We start from the raw sequence: 15735 nt of genomic DNA, 5'->3' as shown, positions 1-15735 counted from the left end.
CGCGCGGCAACCGGCGCACGCCATGCGCGTGCGCCGGCAGACCCTTACGGTGATGCCACATGACTGAACAACCGGCTGTATTCACGTTGAAGCAGGGCACGCTGCCGCTGCTGATCTCGATTCCGCACGCAGGCACGCACATCCCCGACGACATCGCCGCGACGATGACGGAAGACGCGCGCTTCGTCGACGATTGCGACTGGCATCTCGAGCGGCTGTACGGATTCGCGGCGGACCTCGGCGCATCGATTCTCGTCCCGTCGCACGCGCGTTACGTCGTCGACCTGAACCGTCCGCCCGACAACGAGAATCTGTATCCGGGGCAGGACACGACGGGGCTCGTGCCGGTCGATACGTTCGACAAGGCGCCGCTTTATCCGGCGAACGCGCTGCCCGGCAACGACGAGATCATGCGTCGTCGCGACCGCTACTGGCTTCCGTATCACGACGCGCTGCAACGCGAGGTCGCGCGCCTGAAGCGCGAGCATGGCCGCGTGCTCGTGTGGGAAGCGCATTCGATCCGCTCGCACGTGCCGCGCTTCTTCGACGGCCGCCTGCCGGACTTCAACTTCGGCACGTCGAGCGGCGCGAGTGCCGCGCCCGGTCTCGCGGAGGCGCTGGCCGCGGCCGTGCTCGAGCACGGCGGTTATACGGCCGTCGCGAACGGGCGCTTCAAGGGCGGCTATATCACGCGTCACTACGGTGTGCCCGATACCGGCGTCGAAGCCGTGCAGCTCGAGCTGTCGCAGATCACCTACATGGAAGAGACGCGCCCGTACGCCTACGACGAAGCGCGTGCAGCGCGGATTGTGCCGCTGCTGCAGACGCTCGTCGAAACCGCGCTCGCGCATCGCTGAGCGCGAGCCGTCCGCGTGCGGCGGCGCGGCGAAATAGCGGGCGGCAGCCCGTCGGCGCGCAGCGCGCGACCCGACGCAATGCACAACACGGCATCGATCCCGGCGATCGATGCCGTTTTTTTTCGTCTGATCGATGTCGTCATCGGTACCTGAAAATTTGACGCAATTTTTACGTGATATAAGCTGAATGTCAGGGAGTCGTCACGCGCGTACCGGCGGCGAGGCCACGGCTGCGCCCGCACCGGAATCCGTCGCGAGATACCTTGCCGACGTGTCGCCGCGCGGCCTTGCCGCATGCGCTTGATCGCGACACGTGTCCTGCATCCATCAGTCAGTCGAGTACGATCGTGAAAGCCGCCAGCCCTTCGATACGCCGGACGCGAAGTCCGTCGGCGGGCGCGCCGCCTCAGGCCGGGTCGATCCGGCATGCTGAACGCGGCACGCGTGCCGCCCCTTTGAGCGAGCCTCGTTTCTTCGCCATTTCCCATCGCGGCCTGCGCCGCTTCAACCTCGTAACCGCGCGCGTGTTCAGCGCGGTGCAGTGCGACGGCAGCGCATCGTTGTTGCCCTAGCGTCCTTTTCCGCTTTCATCCCGGTTCGCACCGTCTGTCGCCGCATCGTCCGCGCGGCAGGATTGCGCCTGCACACGCGCTGCGTGGTTGTGCAGGCGTGGGGCGCAATCGCGGACCTTCATCGTCCCGCGCGCGGGCGTGCCGCGCGTCATTACCGGAGAGACGTCCATGCGTGCGCGCCCGATCATAGCCGTCACCGCCGACCGCATCCTGCGCGGTGCGCATCCGAACCACACGGCGGGCGAGAAGTACCTGGCCGCGCTCGTCGACGGCGCCGGCGCGCTCGCGTTCGTGCTGCCCGCGCTTGGCGCGCGCCAGCCGGCCGATGCGATCGTCGCGGCGGTCGACGGGCTGCTGTTTACCGGCAGCTACTCGAACGTCGAGCCGCATCATTACGGCGGTGACGCGAGCGCACCCGACACGCTGCACGATCCCGCGCGCGATGCGACCGCGCTGCCGCTGATCCGCGCGGCGATCGAGGCCGGCGTGCCCGTGCTCGCGATCTGCCGCGGCATGCAGGAGCTGAACGTCGCCTACGGCGGCACGCTGCATCAGCGGCTGCATGCGACCAACGGTTTCGACGACCATCGCGAACGGCCGGCCGATCCGCTCGAACGGCAGTACGGCCCCGCGCACGTCGTGCAGCTCGCGACGGGCGGCCTGCTGCAGCGGGTCGCGCGCGGCGCGCACGAAGCGACGGTCAATTCGCTGCACGACCAGGGCATCGCACGCGTCGGCGCGGGGCTCACCGTCGAAGCCAGCGCGCCCGACGGACTGGTCGAGGCCATCAGCGTGCGTGGCGCGCGCGCGTTCGCGCTCGGCGTGCAGTGGCATCCCGAATGGCGCTTCGCGGAACAGCCGCTGTCGCGCGACATCTTCGCGGCATTCGGCGCGGCGTGCCGCGCGCGCATGACGCACCGCATTCATGCGGCGGACGGCGACATGCCGTCGCCCGCCGCATCCGACGTCGACTGAAAGAGGCCGATCATGCAACCCGAACTGAGCGAATTCCTGCGACAGCACCGCATCACCGAGGTCGAGGCGATCATTCCCGACATGGCCGGCATCGCGCGCGGCAAGATCATTCCGCGCAACAAGTTCGAATCCGGCGAATCGATGCGCTTGCCGCAGGCCGTGATGGTGCAGACCGTCACCGGCGACTATCCGGAAGACGGCACGCTGACCGGCGTGACCGACCCCGACATGGTGTGCGTGCCCGATCCCGCGACGATCTGCCTGATTCCGTGGGCCGTCGATCCGACCGCGCAGGTGATCCACGACTGCGTGCATTTCGACGGCTCGCCGGTCGAGATCTCGCCGCGCTACGTGCTGCGCCACGTGCTCGACCTGTACAAGGCGAAGGGCTGGAAGCCCGTGGTCGCGCCCGAGCTCGAGTTCTATCTGGTCGACATGAACAAGGACCCCGACTTGCCGCTGCGTCCGCCGGTCGGCCGCACGGGGCGTGCGGAGACCGGCCGCCAGTCGTATTCGATCGAGGCCGTCAACGAGTTCGATCCGCTGTTCGAGGATATCTACGAGTACTGCGACATGCAGGGCCTCGATATCGAGACGCTGATCCACGAAGTCGGCGCCGCGCAAATGGAGATCAACTTCGTGCACGGCGATGCACTGCCGCTGGCCGACCAGGTATTCCTGTTCAAGCGCACGGTGCGCGAGGCCGCGCTGCGTCACAACATGTACGCGACGTTCATGGCCAAGCCGATGGAAGGCGAGCCGGGGTCCGCGATGCACATCCACCAGAGCCTCGCGGATCTGCACACGGGGCGCAACCTGTTTGCCGAAGAAGACGGCGTCGTGTCGCCGTTGTTCCGCAGCTATCTCGCGGGCTTGCAGAAATACACGCCGGCGCTGATGCCGATCTTCGCGCCGTACATCAACTCCTACCGCCGGCTGTCGCGCTTCATGGCCGCACCGATCAACGTGCAGTGGGGTTACGACAACCGCACGGTCGGCTTCCGCATCCCGCAGTCGAGCCCGGTGGCGCGACGCATCGAGAACCGGATTCCCGGCGTCGACTGCAACCCGTACCTCGCGTTCGCCGCGACGCTCGCGGCCGGTTATCTCGGCATGACGCAGCAGCTCGCGCCGACCGAGCCGATCGCATCGGACGGCTACGACCTGCCGTACCAGCTGCCGCGCAACCTAGAGGAGGGCATTTCGCTGATGGCCGCGTGCGAGCCGCTCGCCGGCATCCTCGGCGACAAGTTCGTGAAGGCCTATCTGGCGCTGAAGGAAACCGAATACGAAGCGTTCTTCCGCGTGATCAGCTCGTGGGAGCGCAGGCATCTGCTGCTGCACGTATGAGTGCGGCACTGCTATCAGGAGAAAACATGATCGATCGAAACGAAGCCTTCTCGCCGCAGCCGGCCGCGCACTCGACCGCCGAATACCGTGCACTCGACGCCGCGCACCACATCCATCCGTTCTCGGACATGGGCGCGCTGAACCGCGCGGGCAGCCGCGTGATCGTGAAAGCCGACGGCGTCTACCTGTGGGACTCGGACGGCAACAAGGTCATCGACGGGATGGCCGGCCTCTGGTGCGTGAACGTCGGCTACGGCTGCAAGGCACTCGCCGATGCCGCGTATCGCCAGTTGCAGGAGCTGCCGTTCTACAACACGTTCTTCAAGACGACGCACCCGCCGGTGATCGAACTGTCGGCGATGCTCGCGGAAGTGACGCCCGCCGGCTTCAACCACTTCTTCTATTGCAACAGCGGCTCGGAAGGCAACGACACCGTGCTGCGCCTCGTGCACCAGTACTGGCGCGTGCAGGGCAAACCGCAGAAGAAGTTCGTGATCTCGCGCAAGAACGGTTACCACGGCTCGACGATCGCGGGCGGCACGCTCGGCGGGATGGGCTACATGCACGAGCAGATGCCGTCGAAGGTCGAGCACATCGTGCATATCGATCAACCGTATTTCTTCGGCGAAGCGCAGCCGGGCGACACGCCGGAAGCGTTCGGTCTCGCACGGGCGCAGCAACTCGAAGCGAAGATTCTCGAACTCGGCGCGGAGAACGTCGCGGCGTTCATCGGCGAGCCGTTCCAGGGCGCGGGCGGCGTGATCTTCCCGCCGTCGACGTACTGGCCGGAAATCCAGCGGATTTGTCGCAAGTACGACATCCTGTTCGTCGCCGACGAAGTGATCGGCGGCTTCGGCCGCACCGGCGAATGGTTCGCGCACCAGCACTTCGGCTTCGAGCCGGATCTGATCACGATGGCGAAGGGTCTTACGTCGGGTTATGTGCCGATGGGGGCGGTCGGCATTCACGAGCGTGTTGCGCGCCCGATCATCGACAACGGCGAATTCAACCACGGCCTTACGTACTCGGGCCACCCGGTCGCGGCGGCCGTTGCCGTTGCAAACCTGAAGCTGCTGCGCGACGAAGGGATCGTCGAGCGCGTGAAGCACGACATCGGGCCGTATTTCCAGCGCCGTTTGCGCGACGCGCTGGGCAGTCATCCGATCGTCGGGGAGATTGCGGGGACGGGGCTGGTCGCGGGCGTTCAGCTTGCGCGCGACCGGGATCGGCGCGAGCGGTTCGGCGCGGCCGTCGATATCGGCACGATCTGCCGCGACTTCTGCTTCAACGGCAACCTGATCATGCGTGCGACCGGCGACCGGATGCTGCTGTCGCCGCCGCTCGTGATCCGTGAGACGGAGGTCGACGAGATCGTCGACAAGGCGCGGCGCGCGTTCGATGCGACGGCGGAGCGGGTGGGGTAGTCGAGCAATGCTTGACCGGGCACTCGTGCAGTCACGATCATGGAGCAGCACGTTGCATCGTGCTCGACCGAGGTTTGGGCGAGTTTCGCTGGACTGGACAGGAGGCGTTCGGATCGCGTGCGACCCGCGCGGAGTATGTCCGCCGTGATCGGGCCAATGCCGGGATTGGCCCGATCACGGGAAAGGAACGGATGCCGCTCCGGTGCGAAACGGCGGCGGGGCGAGATTACGCGTGCGCGAATCGCTGCCGCTCGAAGTTCATGATGAGCGCTACCGAAGAGGCAATGTCCAACGTGCCCGTTTCTACGATGAGATCGGGTGCAGTCGGTACTTCGTATGGATCCGAGATGCCGGTAAATTGCGTCGTCTGACCCGTGATCGCCTTTTCATAGAGGCGCTTCGGATCACGTGCGGAACAAGTTGCAATATCGGTTTTCAGATAGATCTCGACGAATCGATCGGCACCGATGATTTGTCGTGCCCGCTGCCGATCGGCCTCGTAAGGCGAGATCAGCGCGACGATTACCGTAAACCCCTGATTGTTGAGCAGTTTCGCCATTTCGGCGGTGCGACGACAGTTCTCGGTACGGTCTTCGCGCGTGAAGCCGAGATCTGGCGAGACGCCTGCGCGCAATTCGTCCCCGTCGAGAATGCATGTCGGAACATTGCGTGTACGCAACTGCCTGGCAATTTCGTGCGAGAGGGTTGACTTGCCGGCGCCGCTCAGACCGGTAAGCCACAGGGTGTAATCGTTCTTCTCTGATGACATGGGGACATTGGTTCTATCGCTAGCTCACCATCGCAAGTCATTATTTCCGTGCCGTAAATGCGATGACGATTCGGCTGGCTGTTATATGGTGCAACGATTCTATTCATCCGAATACCTACAAATGTTACATAAGAATTACCGAAAATTACAGTGGCAGTTTTCTTTCTTTCATGTTGAAGGCTCGGCGGTGGCTTGTATGAAACGTCCGAGTTTTGTGCTGGTTCCGGTGCCGAATCGGTCGATAGTACCGACGTGACAGAGCTCGATTGGCGAAGGAATAGGGTATTTTGCAATTGACAGTCTATTTGTCTGATTTTTATCGCCGATAACAAGCTATTGGTATTGGAAGAATCAGATGACGTCAATGGGTAATTGTTTGAGGGAGGACGTTCCCGCGAAGTGTTTTGATTTGCAGTACTGAATTATTCTTGGAAAACCGCGCTGGCTGAGTTCGAAGTACCGGACTCGTGTCGGGCGATGCCGCTATCGGAGGGGGGGCGAAGCAGGCCGGCGTGAAATGCGGCGCGCCGAAAACGAAAAGGGCCTGCGTCGTGAGACGCAGGCCCTTGAATTCTTTGGTGGGCGGTACTGGGATCGAACCAGTGACCCCTGCCGTGTGAAGGCAGTGCTCTACCGCTGAGCTAACCGCCCAAAGAAGCTGAAATTATGTCAGAGCTTTGGGGGTTCGTAAAGCCCTTTCTGCAAATTTTTTTCAGGTCCGCGCAACGATCGGTCAGCCGGCCGCCGACGGCTCGACGAGATCGAGGATCGATCCGTCACGCTTGAGCGTCGCGAGCACGATGCTCGAGTTGATCGACATCACGCCCGCCGCGCGGTGCAGCCGGTTGATCACGAAGTCCGAGTAGTGATCGAGATCGCGCGCACGAACCGTCAGCACGTAGTTCGATCCGCCGGTCACGATCTGCGCCGCGATGACTTCCGGCCACTGCTGGATTGCCTCCACGAACCTGTCGTGCCACTCGGGTACGTCCGGGCGCATCGACACATGCACGAGCGCCTCGAACGCGACGCCGACCTTCTTCGGATCGATTGTGCAGCGATACCCCGAAATGGCGCCGCGCTCCTCCAGCAGCTTTACACGCCGCAGGCACGCCGACGGTGACAGCGCGACCGCGTTCGCGAGGTCCTGATTGCTGATGCGTCCGTCACCCTCGAGGTGCCGGAGGATCCTCATGTCGGTTCGATCCAGAGTCATTTCGCAGAATCCGGTGAATTCAGAGATAACAACCGCAGACTCTACTTCAATCCAGCCGGTTCGTCATCGAAAAGTGAAGCTCATTCTATTTCGACCTCGATAACATGCGCTCCATGCCTCGACCGCACGGCCTGACGCGACGCCATGCCGCCAGTCGTGCCGCCGCCTTAAACCTTTACCGTCATTCCGCCATGTACGAACACATTCCCGCCTATCCGGGCGATCCGATCCTGTCGCTGTTCCAGGCGTTCCAGCAGGATGCGCATCCACGCAAGGTCAACCTGAGCATCGGCCTCTGCTACGACGAAGCGGGCCGGATTCCGGTGCTCGACAGCACGCGCATCGCGGCCGAGCGTTTGCGCGAAGCCGGTGCGCCGCACACGTATCTGCCGATGGAAGGGCTCGCCGCATATCGGCAGGGCGTGCAGCGGCTCGTGTTCGGCGCCGATTGCACCGCGCTCGCGGAAGGGCGCATCGCGACGCTGCAGACGCTCGGCGGCTCGGGCGCGATCCGCCTCGGCGCGGAATTCGTGAAGCGCTATTTCCCCGACAGCGCGATCTGGATCAGCGACCCGACGTGGGACAACCATCGCGTGATTTTCTCGGCGGCCGGCCTCGACGTGCATACCTATCCGTACTACGACGAAGCGCGCAACGACATTCGCGTCGACGCATTGCTCGCGACGCTCGACGCGTTGCCGGCACGCAGCGTCGTGCTGCTGCAGCCGTGCTGTCACAACCCGACGGGGCTCGATCTGGGCCGCGACGCATGGCGCGAGGTGATCGACGTGCTCGTGCGGCGCGGGCTGATCCCGTTCCTCGACATGGCGTACCAGGGTTTCGGCGACGGTCTTGCCGACGACGCATGGGCCGTGCGCGCGATCGTCGATGCGGGCCTGCCCGCGATCGTCGGCAACTCGTTCTCGAAGAACTTCTCGCTGTACGGCGAGCGCGTCGGCGGATTGTCGATCGTCTGCGCGAACGCGGGCGAGGCCGCGACGGTGCTGAGCCAGTTGCAGGCCGGCGTGCGCCGCACCTATTCGAGTCCGCCGCTGTTCGGTGCGCAACTCGTGTCGACGGTGCTGAACGACGACGCGCTGCGTGCGCAGTGGGAAGGCGAGGTCGCGCAGATTCGCACGCGCATCAAGCGGATGCGCAGCGAGCTGAAGGCGAGGCTCGATGCGCGCCTGCCGGGCCGTGCGTTCGATGCATTCGTCGCGCAGCGCGGGATGTTCAGCTACACGGGCATCGCCGCGGCCGACGTCGATCGGCTGCGTGCGTTGCACAGCGTCTATCTGCTGCGCTCGGGCCGCATGTGCATCGCGGGCCTGAACGACGCAAACCTCGACACCGTGGCGAATGCGCTTGCCGATGTGCTCGGCGGCGCATCGCGGCAGGCTGCCTGAGCTTCCCGTTCCCGATTCGAAGGAGGACACGATGGCAGAAACGATTCCGGTCGACTTGCCGCAGCTCGCGCAACCGTTCTCGTGGGCGACCCGCGCGGGCGGGCTGATGTTTACCGGTCACGGGCCGGTCGACGCATCCGGCGCGATCGCCGGCGACACGATGGCCGAGCAGGCGCGCATCACGCTCGCGAATCTCGCGAAAGCCGTCGCGGCGGCCGGCGCGACGATGGACGATGTCGCGCAGGTGCTCGTCTACCTGTCCGACGTGAAGGCGATGCCCGAATTCGACGCCGAATACCGACGCCATTTTCGCGAACCCTATCCGAACCGAACGTGTGTCGGCGTGCACGGTTTCGCGCATCCGGCGATGCGTGTCGAGCTCGTCGCGTACGTCGCGCTGCCGGCAGCGCGCACCTAGCAGGAACGCCGCGTGGCGCGGCGTGCAGTAATCACCATCATCAAGAACCGATAAAAGGACTGGAGGAGAACATGAAGAGAATCCATCGATTCGCACTGCCAATGATGGCGGGCACGCTTGCCGCGAGCGGTGCGATGGCGCAGAGCAGCGTGACGCTGTACGGGATCGTCGACCAGAGCATCCGCTATACGACGCATGCCGACGCGTCGAACGACGCCAGCGTGCAGATGACCAATGGCGCGATCACGAACAGCCGCTGGGGGCTGATGGGCAGTGAAGCGCTCGGCGGCGGGCTGAAGGCGATCTTCCGGCTCGAGAGCGGCTTCGAGCCGCAAAACGGGCAGCTCGACGGCGCGTTGTTCGGCCGCTACGCGTATGTCGGTCTCGCGAGCGACTGGGGCACCGTGAAGCTCGGCCGCCAGGCGACCGAGGCATTCAACCTGTTCGGCGATGTCGATCCGCTGACGGTCGGCAACTACACGGCCAACATGTGGCCGTACTTCCTCACGCAAGGCCGTGCGAGCAACGTCGTCAGCTACGACGGCACGTTCGGCGGGCTGAACGTCGGCGCGAGCTACGGTTTCGGCGGCGTCGCGGGCAGCCTCGGCGCGAATGCATACTGGGGCACGCACGTGTCGTATACGCAGGGCGGGCTGATGGTCGGCGCGACGTACCAGCAGGTGCGCGACCTGAACAGCCGCGCGCAGCAGGCATGGGGCGCGGGCGCGCGCTACGCGTTCGGCGCGGCGACGCTGTACGCGGGTTATCTCGGCGGCATCGACCGCTCGGGCGTGCTCGACGAGGCGCTGCTGAACGCGCCCGGCCGCCAGGTGACCTATGGTTCGTTCGCGGACAACCCGCGCCGCGACGCGATCTTCTACACGGGCGCGAGCGTCAAGGTCACGCCGGCCGTGTCGGTGACGGGCGTTGCGTATTACGACGACATCCGCAACGTCAACGGGGTCGCCGGCAACGGCGGCAAGCGCTATACGGGCGTGCTCGAAGCCGAGTACGCGTTGTCGAAGGCGACGCAGGTCTACGCGACGGTCGACTACAACCGCGTAACCGGCGGCGCGTTCACCGAAATGCCCGGACGCGGCAACCAGACGGGCGTCGCGGCCGGCCTGCGCCACATGTTCTGAGCGCACGGCGCGCGGTGGCCGGCCGGACCGGCGCCGTGCCGCGCGCCATCGACGCTTCGACCAGACAATCGCTTTCGTACGAGGTCATTCAATGCAACCTGAAGGGCAATTCCAGCATATCGCGGCGCGCGAGCAAGGCCTGCGCCGCACGCTTTCCGCGCGGCAGATGGCGATGATCGCGATCGGCGGTGCCATCGGCACCGGTCTCTTTCTCGGCAGCGGCTTCGCGATCGGCTTCGCGGGCCCGAGCGTGCTCGTCAGCTACGCGATCGGCGCGTTCATCTCGCTGCTGCTGATGGGCTGTCTCGCCGAGATGACGGTCGCGCACCCGACCTCCGGTTCGTTCGGCGCATACGCCGAACATTACGTGAGTCCGTGGGCCGGGTTCCTCGTGCGTTACGCATACTGGGCGTGCATCGTGCTCGCGGTCGGCACCGAGGTCACCGCGATCGCGCTGTACATGAAGTATTGGTTGCCCGGTGTGCCGGGCTGGTTGTGGATCGTCGGTTTCTCGGCACTGCTGGTGTTCATCAACGCACGCAGCGTCGACGTGTTCGGCGCGGTCGAGTATGGCTTCTCGGTCGTGAAGATCGCGGCGATCGTCGGCTTCATCGTGCTCGGCGCGTATGTCGTGTTCGGCAATCCGGCGCTGGTCGGCGACGGCGCGGCGCGCGCGGGCTTCCACCATTACACGGATCACGGCGGCTTCTTTCCGAAGGGCATGTGGGGGACGTGGGTCGCGGTGATCGTGTCGATCTTCAGCTACCTGAGCATCGAGATGATCGCGGTCGCGGCCGGCGAAGCGGAGGATCCCGAGCGCGCGGTCACGCGCGCGTTCCGCTCGACGATCGTGCGGCTCGTGCTGTTCTACCTCGTCACGCTCGCGCTGATGCTCGCGATCGTCCCGTGGACGGCGGCGGGGCGCGACGAGAGCCCGTTCGTGAAGGTGATGGAGGCGATCCACCTGCCGGGCGCGGCCGGGCTGATCAACTTCGTCGTGCTGATCGCCGCGCTGTCCGCGATGAACAGCCAGATCTACATCACGACGCGGATGATGTTCAGCCTGTCGCGCGCGGGGCATGCGCCGAAGGCGCTCGGCGAAGTGAACGCGCGCGGCGTGCCGTTCGGCGCGCTGATGCTGTCGACGCTTGGCATCGCACTCGCGACGGTGCTGAGCGTGCTGTATCCGGACACCTCGTTCACGATCATGATGGCGGTGTCGATGTTCGGCGCGCTGTTCACGTGGATGATGATCTTCGTCACGCATTACTGCTTCCGGCGACGTCGCGCGGCGCTCGGCCTGCCGGCGCCCGCGTTCCGGATGCGCGGCTTCCCGCTGCTGACGCTGCTCGGTGCGGGCCTGATGCTCGCGGTGATGGTCACGACTTACTTCACGGCCGAGTTCCACATGACGCTGATCTTCGGCATTCCGTTCCTGGTTGCGCTGTCGATCGTGTACGCGGTCTGGTATCGGCGCGCGCAGCCGGCGCTCCAGCCGGAAGCGAAGTAGCCGGCGTGCCGCGTCAGCCCGCGAGCGCGGGCAGCGCGTCGATCGACGCACGCACGTAGTCGGCGAAGCGCAGCGCAACCGGTTCGGCGGTGCCGCTGCGCTTCAGCGCGAGCGTGCGCGATTCGAGCGACGCATCCTTCAGTGGCCGGAACGCGAGCCGGTCGCTCTTCACCTGCTGCAGCACGCGCGGCACCAGCGCGACGCCCATCCCGAACTCGATCATCGACAGGATCGTCTGCCACAGCCGCGCCTCGTGGCGGATCAGCGGGCTGAAACCCGCGTTCACGCACTGCGCGATGATCAGGTCGTGATAGTGCGGCGCCGCTTCGCGCGGAAACAGGATGAACGGTTCCGCCGCGAGCGCGGCGAGCGCGACCTGCTTGCGACGCGCGAGCGGATGCGCGGCCGGCAGGCAGCAGACGAACGGTTCCACGTAGACGGGTGCCGATTCGACCTCGGGCGGGAAATGGCCCCAGTGCGCATAACCGAGATCGATCTGGCCGCGCTGGATCGCCTGCACCTGCGCTTGCGTGTTCATCTCGCTCAGCACGACCTCGACGCCCGGGTAGTCGGCCTCGAAGCGCCGCACCGCATCGGGCAGCCCGCGATACAGCATCGAATGGACGAAGCCGATCCGCAGCCGGCCCGCGAGACCCGACGCGGAACGCACCGTCAGGCGCTCGGCCTCGGCCGCCTGCAGCAGCAGCCGGCGCGCCTCGCCGAGCAGCACCTCGCCCGCGTTGGTCAGCGCGACGGTCTTGTTGGTGCGCGAGAAGAGCTGCACGCCGAGCGCGTCCTCGAACTTGCGGATGTCGAAACTCAGCGCCGGCTGCGAGATGAACAGGCGCTTCGCCGCGCGCCCGAAATGCAGCTCTTCGGCGACCGCCACGAAGTAACGCAACTGCCTCAGTTCCATGGTGTCTCCTCCCGGCGTCGGCATCGATAAGCGATATCTATCGTACCGGATAAATCCTGTATTGGACGCTTATCGATCGCGCGCCTACGCTCTGCGAAAGGCTTTGCACAGGGCCGGCCGCGGCGCCAGGTCCGGCCGACGTGCAGGCAACCCAGGAGACGCACGCATGAACGACACCGCTCGCACGCCGGACGCCGGCGCATCCAATATCCCCGACAGCCGGGGCACCAATTTCTTCACCGCCGATCCCGATCTCGGTGCGTTGCTGAGGCTGCATCTCGGCGATGCGCACTATGCCGAACTCGAGCCGCGGCTGCGCGCGCTCGGCGCGCGCGTGTCGGGCGAGCTCGACGAGTGGGCGTCGCGCGCGGACAAGCACCCGCCCGTGCTCGAGCACCGCAACCGGCGCGGCGAGGCCGTGCAGCGGATCGACAAGGATCCCGCGTATGTTGCGCTCGAACGCGTCGCGTATTCGGAGCTCGGGCTCGCGTCGCTGAGCCACGGGCCCGAATCGGGACCGCCGCTCGTCAAGTACGCGCTGACGTTCCTGTTCGTGCAGGCGGAATTCGGGCTGTGCTGCCCGGTCAGCATGACCGATTCGCTGACGCGCACGCTGCGCCGCTTCGGCGATCCGGCGCTCGTCGCGCGTTACCTGCCGATGCTCGCGTCGCGCGACTTCGACACGTTGTACCAGGGCGCGATGTTCATGACCGAGCAGGCGGCCGGCTCCGACGTGGGCCGTATCGCGACGCGCGCGGCGCGCGAGACCGACGCGCACGGCGAGACCGTATGGCGCCTGACCGGCGACAAGTGGTTCTGCTCGAACGCGGATGCCGATCTCGCGATGGTGCTCGCGCGGCCCGACGGCGCGCCTGACGGCATCAAGGGTCTCGCGCTGTTCCTGCTGCCGAAGACGCTGCCGGACGGCACGCGCAACCGCTACCGGATCGTGCGGTTGAAGGACAAGCTCGGTAGCCGTTCGATGGCGAGCGGTGAGATCGCGCTCGAAGGCGCGCAGGCCTACCTGATCGGCGAGATCGGCCGCGGCTTTCACCAGATGGCCGACATGATCAACATGTCGCGGCTGTCGAACGGCGTGCGCGCGGCGGGGCTGATGCGGCGCGCGCTGAACGAAGCGCTGCACGTCGCCGCGCACCGCGACGCGTTCGGCCGCAAGCTGATCGAGATGCCGCTGATGCAGCGCCAGTTGATGAAGATGCTGCTGCCGGCCGAGGCCGCACGCGCGATGTTCATGCAGATCGCGCTGCTGCTGCCGCAGGCCGATGCGGGCGACGAGCAGGCCGCGCGCTGCGTGCGGATCCTGACGCCGCTGATCAAGTTCCGCGCGTGCCGCGATGCGCGCCGCGTGACGGGCGATGCGATGGAGGTGCGCGGCGGCACCGGCTACATCGAGGAATGGAGCGACGCGCGGATCGTGCGCGATGCGCATCTCGGGTCGATCTGGGAAGGCACGAGCAACATCGTCGCGCTCGACGTCGCGCGGGCCGCGCAGCGCGAGCATGCGCTCGACGCGCTGCGCGCGTTCCTCGGCGACCGGCTCGGTGCGGCGCCGCTGCCCGATGCGAGCCGCGCGGCGTTGCGACGCATTCTCGCGCGCGCATGCGACGCGCTTGCGCGGGTCGTGGACGCAGGCGACGATTCACGCGTGCGGCAGGCTGCATCCGCGCTGTACTACGCGAGCGCGGCCGTGCTGATGGCCTGCGAGGGCGTGCGGCTCGCGCCGGATTTCCGGCGTCTCGCGCTCGCACACCTGGTCGTGCGCCACAAGCTGCTGCCGGTCGATCCGCTCGCGCCGGCGTCGCGCGACGACGAATCGGCCGCGTTCGACGCGCTGCTGCGCGGCACGCCGATCTCGCTCGACATGGCGCTCGACCTGCTGCCGGAGGTCGAGCGATGAACGCGACGCGTGGCGCACTGGACGGCCTGAAGGTCGTCGACCTGAGCCGCGTGCTCGGCGGCCCGTACTGCACGCAGGCGCTCGCCGACCACGGCGCGACGGTGATCAAGATCGAACCGCCGGACGGCGACGAGACGCGCGGCTGGGGGCCGCCGTTCCTCGGCGATACCGCGTGGTACTTCGCGGGCGTCAACCGCAACAAGGAAGGGCTCGCGCTCGACCTGTCGCGCGACGAAGGGCGCGCGATCCTGTGGCGCCTGCTCGACGAGGCCGACGTGCTGGTCGAGAACTTCAAGCCGGGCACGCTCGCGCGCTGGGGGATGGACTATGCGCGCGACCTGCAGCCGCGCTTCCCGTGGCTGATCCACTGTGCAGTGACGGGCTTCGGCGCGGACGGTCCGCTCGGCGGGTTGCCCGGCTACGACGCGGTGATCCAGGCGATGGCGGGGCTGATGAGCGTGAACGGCGAGCACGACGGCGACGCGACGCGGATCGGCCTGCCGATCGTCGACATGGTCACGGGGCTCAACGCGCTCGCCGGCATCCTGCTGGCGCTCGCGGAGCGCGAGAAGAGCGGGCGCGGACAGTCGGTCGACATCGCGCTGTACGACTGCGGCGTGTCGCTGCTGCATCCGCACCTGCCGAACTTCTTCGGCTCGGGGCGCGTGCCGACGCGCAGCGGTAACGCGCATCCGAACATCGCGCCGTACGACAGCTACCGCACGGCGACCGTGCCGATCTTCCTCGCGGTCGGCAACGACCGGCAGTTCGCGCGGCTCGTTGCGCATCTCGGCGCGCCGGCGCTCGCGGGCGATCCGCGCTTCGTCGACAACCGCAGCCGCTGCGCGCACCGCCCCGAACTGAAGGCCGAACTGGAAGCGCGGCTCGCCGCGCACGCCTGCGAGCCGCTCGCGCGCGACCTGATGGCGGCCGGTGTGCCGTGCGGGCCGGTGCGCACGGTGGCCGACGTCGCGCACGATCCGCATGCGCTGCACCGGAACCTGTTCGTCGAGATCGGCGCGTATCGCGGTACCGCGTCGCCGGTGAAGCTGTCGCGCACGCCGGCCACCTATCGTTCGCCGCCGCCCGCGCTCGGCCGCGATACGCGCGCGGTGCTCGACCGGCTCGGCGTCGATCGCGCGCTCCAGCAGCAACTGCTCGATGCCGGTGTGCTGAAAACGGCGCCCGACCAGGTACCCCCCGACTGACACGACGCCGCCGGCCGGCGGCGTCATGCCGGCCACCCGGGAAAGGCGCGCGAC

13 protein-coding genes and 1 tRNA gene are annotated in these 15735 nt (G+C 66.4%); 10 read left to right on the top strand and 4 right to left on the bottom strand.

Features of this window, described 5'->3' with window-relative positions; translation table 11 throughout:
- The first annotated feature begins 59 nt into the window (after positions 1-59).
- From hutG to ACTRWB_RS22905, 4 genes are all read left to right on the top strand, one after another.
- On the top strand, positions 60-857 hold the full coding sequence (gene hutG / locus ACTRWB_RS22920) for an N-formylglutamate deformylase (RefSeq protein WP_343494602.1): 798 nt from the start codon (positions 60-62) through the stop codon (positions 855-857).
- Positions 858-1597: 740 nt separating this feature from the next.
- Positions 1598-2404 (top strand): gamma-glutamyl-gamma-aminobutyrate hydrolase family protein, encoded by an 807-nt coding sequence (locus ACTRWB_RS22915; RefSeq protein WP_446903279.1) that lies wholly within the window; start codon positions 1598-1600, stop codon positions 2402-2404.
- A 12-nt stretch (positions 2405-2416) separates the two neighbouring features.
- Positions 2417-3754 carry a glutamine synthetase family protein gene (locus ACTRWB_RS22910; protein WP_419684492.1) on the top strand — a complete coding sequence of 446 codons (1338 nt, stop codon included), beginning with the start codon at positions 2417-2419 and terminating at the stop codon, positions 3752-3754.
- A gap of 26 nt (positions 3755-3780) precedes the next feature.
- A complete protein-coding gene (locus ACTRWB_RS22905) occupies positions 3781-5178 on the top strand; it encodes an aspartate aminotransferase family protein (RefSeq protein ID WP_446903278.1) in 1398 nt (465 codons plus the stop codon).
- A 226-nt stretch (positions 5179-5404) separates the two neighbouring features.
- On the opposite strand, the gene cysC is transcribed toward ACTRWB_RS22905, so the two are convergent.
- From cysC to ACTRWB_RS22890, 3 genes are all read right to left on the bottom strand, one after another.
- Entirely contained in the window at positions 5405-5947 is a 543-nt protein-coding gene (gene cysC / locus ACTRWB_RS22900) for an adenylyl-sulfate kinase (RefSeq protein WP_446903277.1), read from the bottom strand.
- A gap of 576 nt (positions 5948-6523) precedes the next feature.
- Positions 6524-6598, bottom strand: a tRNA-Val gene (locus tag ACTRWB_RS22895).
- A gap of 82 nt (positions 6599-6680) precedes the next feature.
- On the bottom strand, positions 6681-7163 hold the full coding sequence (locus ACTRWB_RS22890) for an Lrp/AsnC family transcriptional regulator (protein WP_129512527.1): 483 nt from the start codon (positions 7161-7163) through the stop codon (positions 6681-6683).
- Positions 7164-7354: 191 nt separating this feature from the next.
- Here ACTRWB_RS22890 and ACTRWB_RS22885 point away from each other — a divergent pair, with 191 nt between their 5' ends.
- The 4 genes from ACTRWB_RS22885 to ACTRWB_RS22870 all read left to right on the top strand — a co-directional run bounded on the left by ACTRWB_RS22885 (position 7355) and on the right by ACTRWB_RS22870 (position 11639).
- Positions 7355-8569, top strand: a complete 1215-nt coding sequence (locus ACTRWB_RS22885) for an amino acid aminotransferase (RefSeq protein WP_446903276.1) — start codon at positions 7355-7357, stop codon at positions 8567-8569.
- 31 nt (positions 8570-8600) lie between these two features.
- Entirely contained in the window at positions 8601-8987 is a 387-nt protein-coding gene (locus ACTRWB_RS22880) for a RidA family protein (protein WP_129512525.1), read from the top strand.
- Positions 8988-9058: 71 nt separating this feature from the next.
- Positions 9059-10129, top strand: coding sequence for a porin (locus ACTRWB_RS22875; RefSeq protein ID WP_446903275.1), 1071 nt, complete (start codon positions 9059-9061; stop codon positions 10127-10129).
- Positions 10130-10220: 91 nt separating this feature from the next.
- Complete coding sequence (locus tag ACTRWB_RS22870; RefSeq protein WP_193098704.1) at positions 10221-11639, top strand: amino acid permease; 1419 nt, start codon at positions 10221-10223, stop codon at positions 11637-11639.
- Between the two features lie 13 nt (positions 11640-11652).
- Here ACTRWB_RS22870 and ACTRWB_RS22865 read toward each other — a convergent pair whose 3' ends face one another.
- Complete coding sequence (locus ACTRWB_RS22865) at positions 11653-12555, bottom strand: LysR family transcriptional regulator (RefSeq protein ID WP_412021484.1); 903 nt, start codon at positions 12553-12555, stop codon at positions 11653-11655.
- 166 nt (positions 12556-12721) lie between these two features.
- Between ACTRWB_RS22865 and ACTRWB_RS22860 the strand changes: the two genes are divergently transcribed.
- Positions 12722-14473, top strand: a complete 1752-nt coding sequence (locus tag ACTRWB_RS22860; protein WP_446903274.1) for an acyl-CoA dehydrogenase family protein — start codon at positions 12722-12724, stop codon at positions 14471-14473.
- A complete protein-coding gene (locus ACTRWB_RS22855; protein ID WP_446903273.1) occupies positions 14470-15681 on the top strand; it encodes a CaiB/BaiF CoA transferase family protein in 1212 nt (403 codons plus the stop codon). The genes ACTRWB_RS22860 and ACTRWB_RS22855 overlap by 4 nt, the downstream gene beginning before the upstream one ends.
- The last annotated feature ends 54 nt before the right edge of the window (positions 15682-15735 follow it).

Source organism: Burkholderia sp. YIM B11467 (assembly GCF_052952715.1).
The sequence above is the reverse complement of the archived record's forward strand: the minus strand, read 5'-3'. Positions and strand labels throughout refer to the sequence as shown.

Excerpts from the sequence above, each read along its gene's own strand:
- ACTRWB_RS22860 (WP_446903274.1), top strand. The coding sequence starts at position 12,722 with ATGAACGACACCGCTCGCACGCCGGACGCCGGCGCATCCAATATCCCC.
- ACTRWB_RS22880 (WP_129512525.1), top strand. The coding sequence starts at position 8,601 with ATGGCAGAAACGATTCCGGTCGACTTGCCGCAGCTCGCGCAACCGTTC.
- cysC (WP_446903277.1), bottom strand. The coding sequence starts at position 5,947 with ATGTCATCAGAGAAGAACGATTACACCCTGTGGCTTACCGGTCTGAGC.
- ACTRWB_RS22915 (WP_446903279.1), top strand. The coding sequence starts at position 1,598 with ATGCGTGCGCGCCCGATCATAGCCGTCACCGCCGACCGCATCCTGCGC.
- ACTRWB_RS22865 (WP_412021484.1), bottom strand. The coding sequence starts at position 12,555 with ATGGAACTGAGGCAGTTGCGTTACTTCGTGGCGGTCGCCGAAGAGCTG.
- hutG (WP_343494602.1), top strand. The coding sequence starts at position 60 with ATGACTGAACAACCGGCTGTATTCACGTTGAAGCAGGGCACGCTGCCG.
- ACTRWB_RS22855 (WP_446903273.1), top strand. The coding sequence starts at position 14,470 with ATGAACGCGACGCGTGGCGCACTGGACGGCCTGAAGGTCGTCGACCTG.
- ACTRWB_RS22905 (WP_446903278.1), top strand. The coding sequence starts at position 3,781 with ATGATCGATCGAAACGAAGCCTTCTCGCCGCAGCCGGCCGCGCACTCG.
- ACTRWB_RS22875 (WP_446903275.1), top strand. The coding sequence starts at position 9,059 with ATGAAGAGAATCCATCGATTCGCACTGCCAATGATGGCGGGCACGCTT.
- ACTRWB_RS22890 (WP_129512527.1), bottom strand. The coding sequence starts at position 7,163 with ATGACTCTGGATCGAACCGACATGAGGATCCTCCGGCACCTCGAGGGT.
- ACTRWB_RS22910 (WP_419684492.1), top strand. The coding sequence starts at position 2,417 with ATGCAACCCGAACTGAGCGAATTCCTGCGACAGCACCGCATCACCGAG.
- ACTRWB_RS22885 (WP_446903276.1), top strand. The coding sequence starts at position 7,355 with ATGTACGAACACATTCCCGCCTATCCGGGCGATCCGATCCTGTCGCTG.
- ACTRWB_RS22870 (WP_193098704.1), top strand. The coding sequence starts at position 10,221 with ATGCAACCTGAAGGGCAATTCCAGCATATCGCGGCGCGCGAGCAAGGC.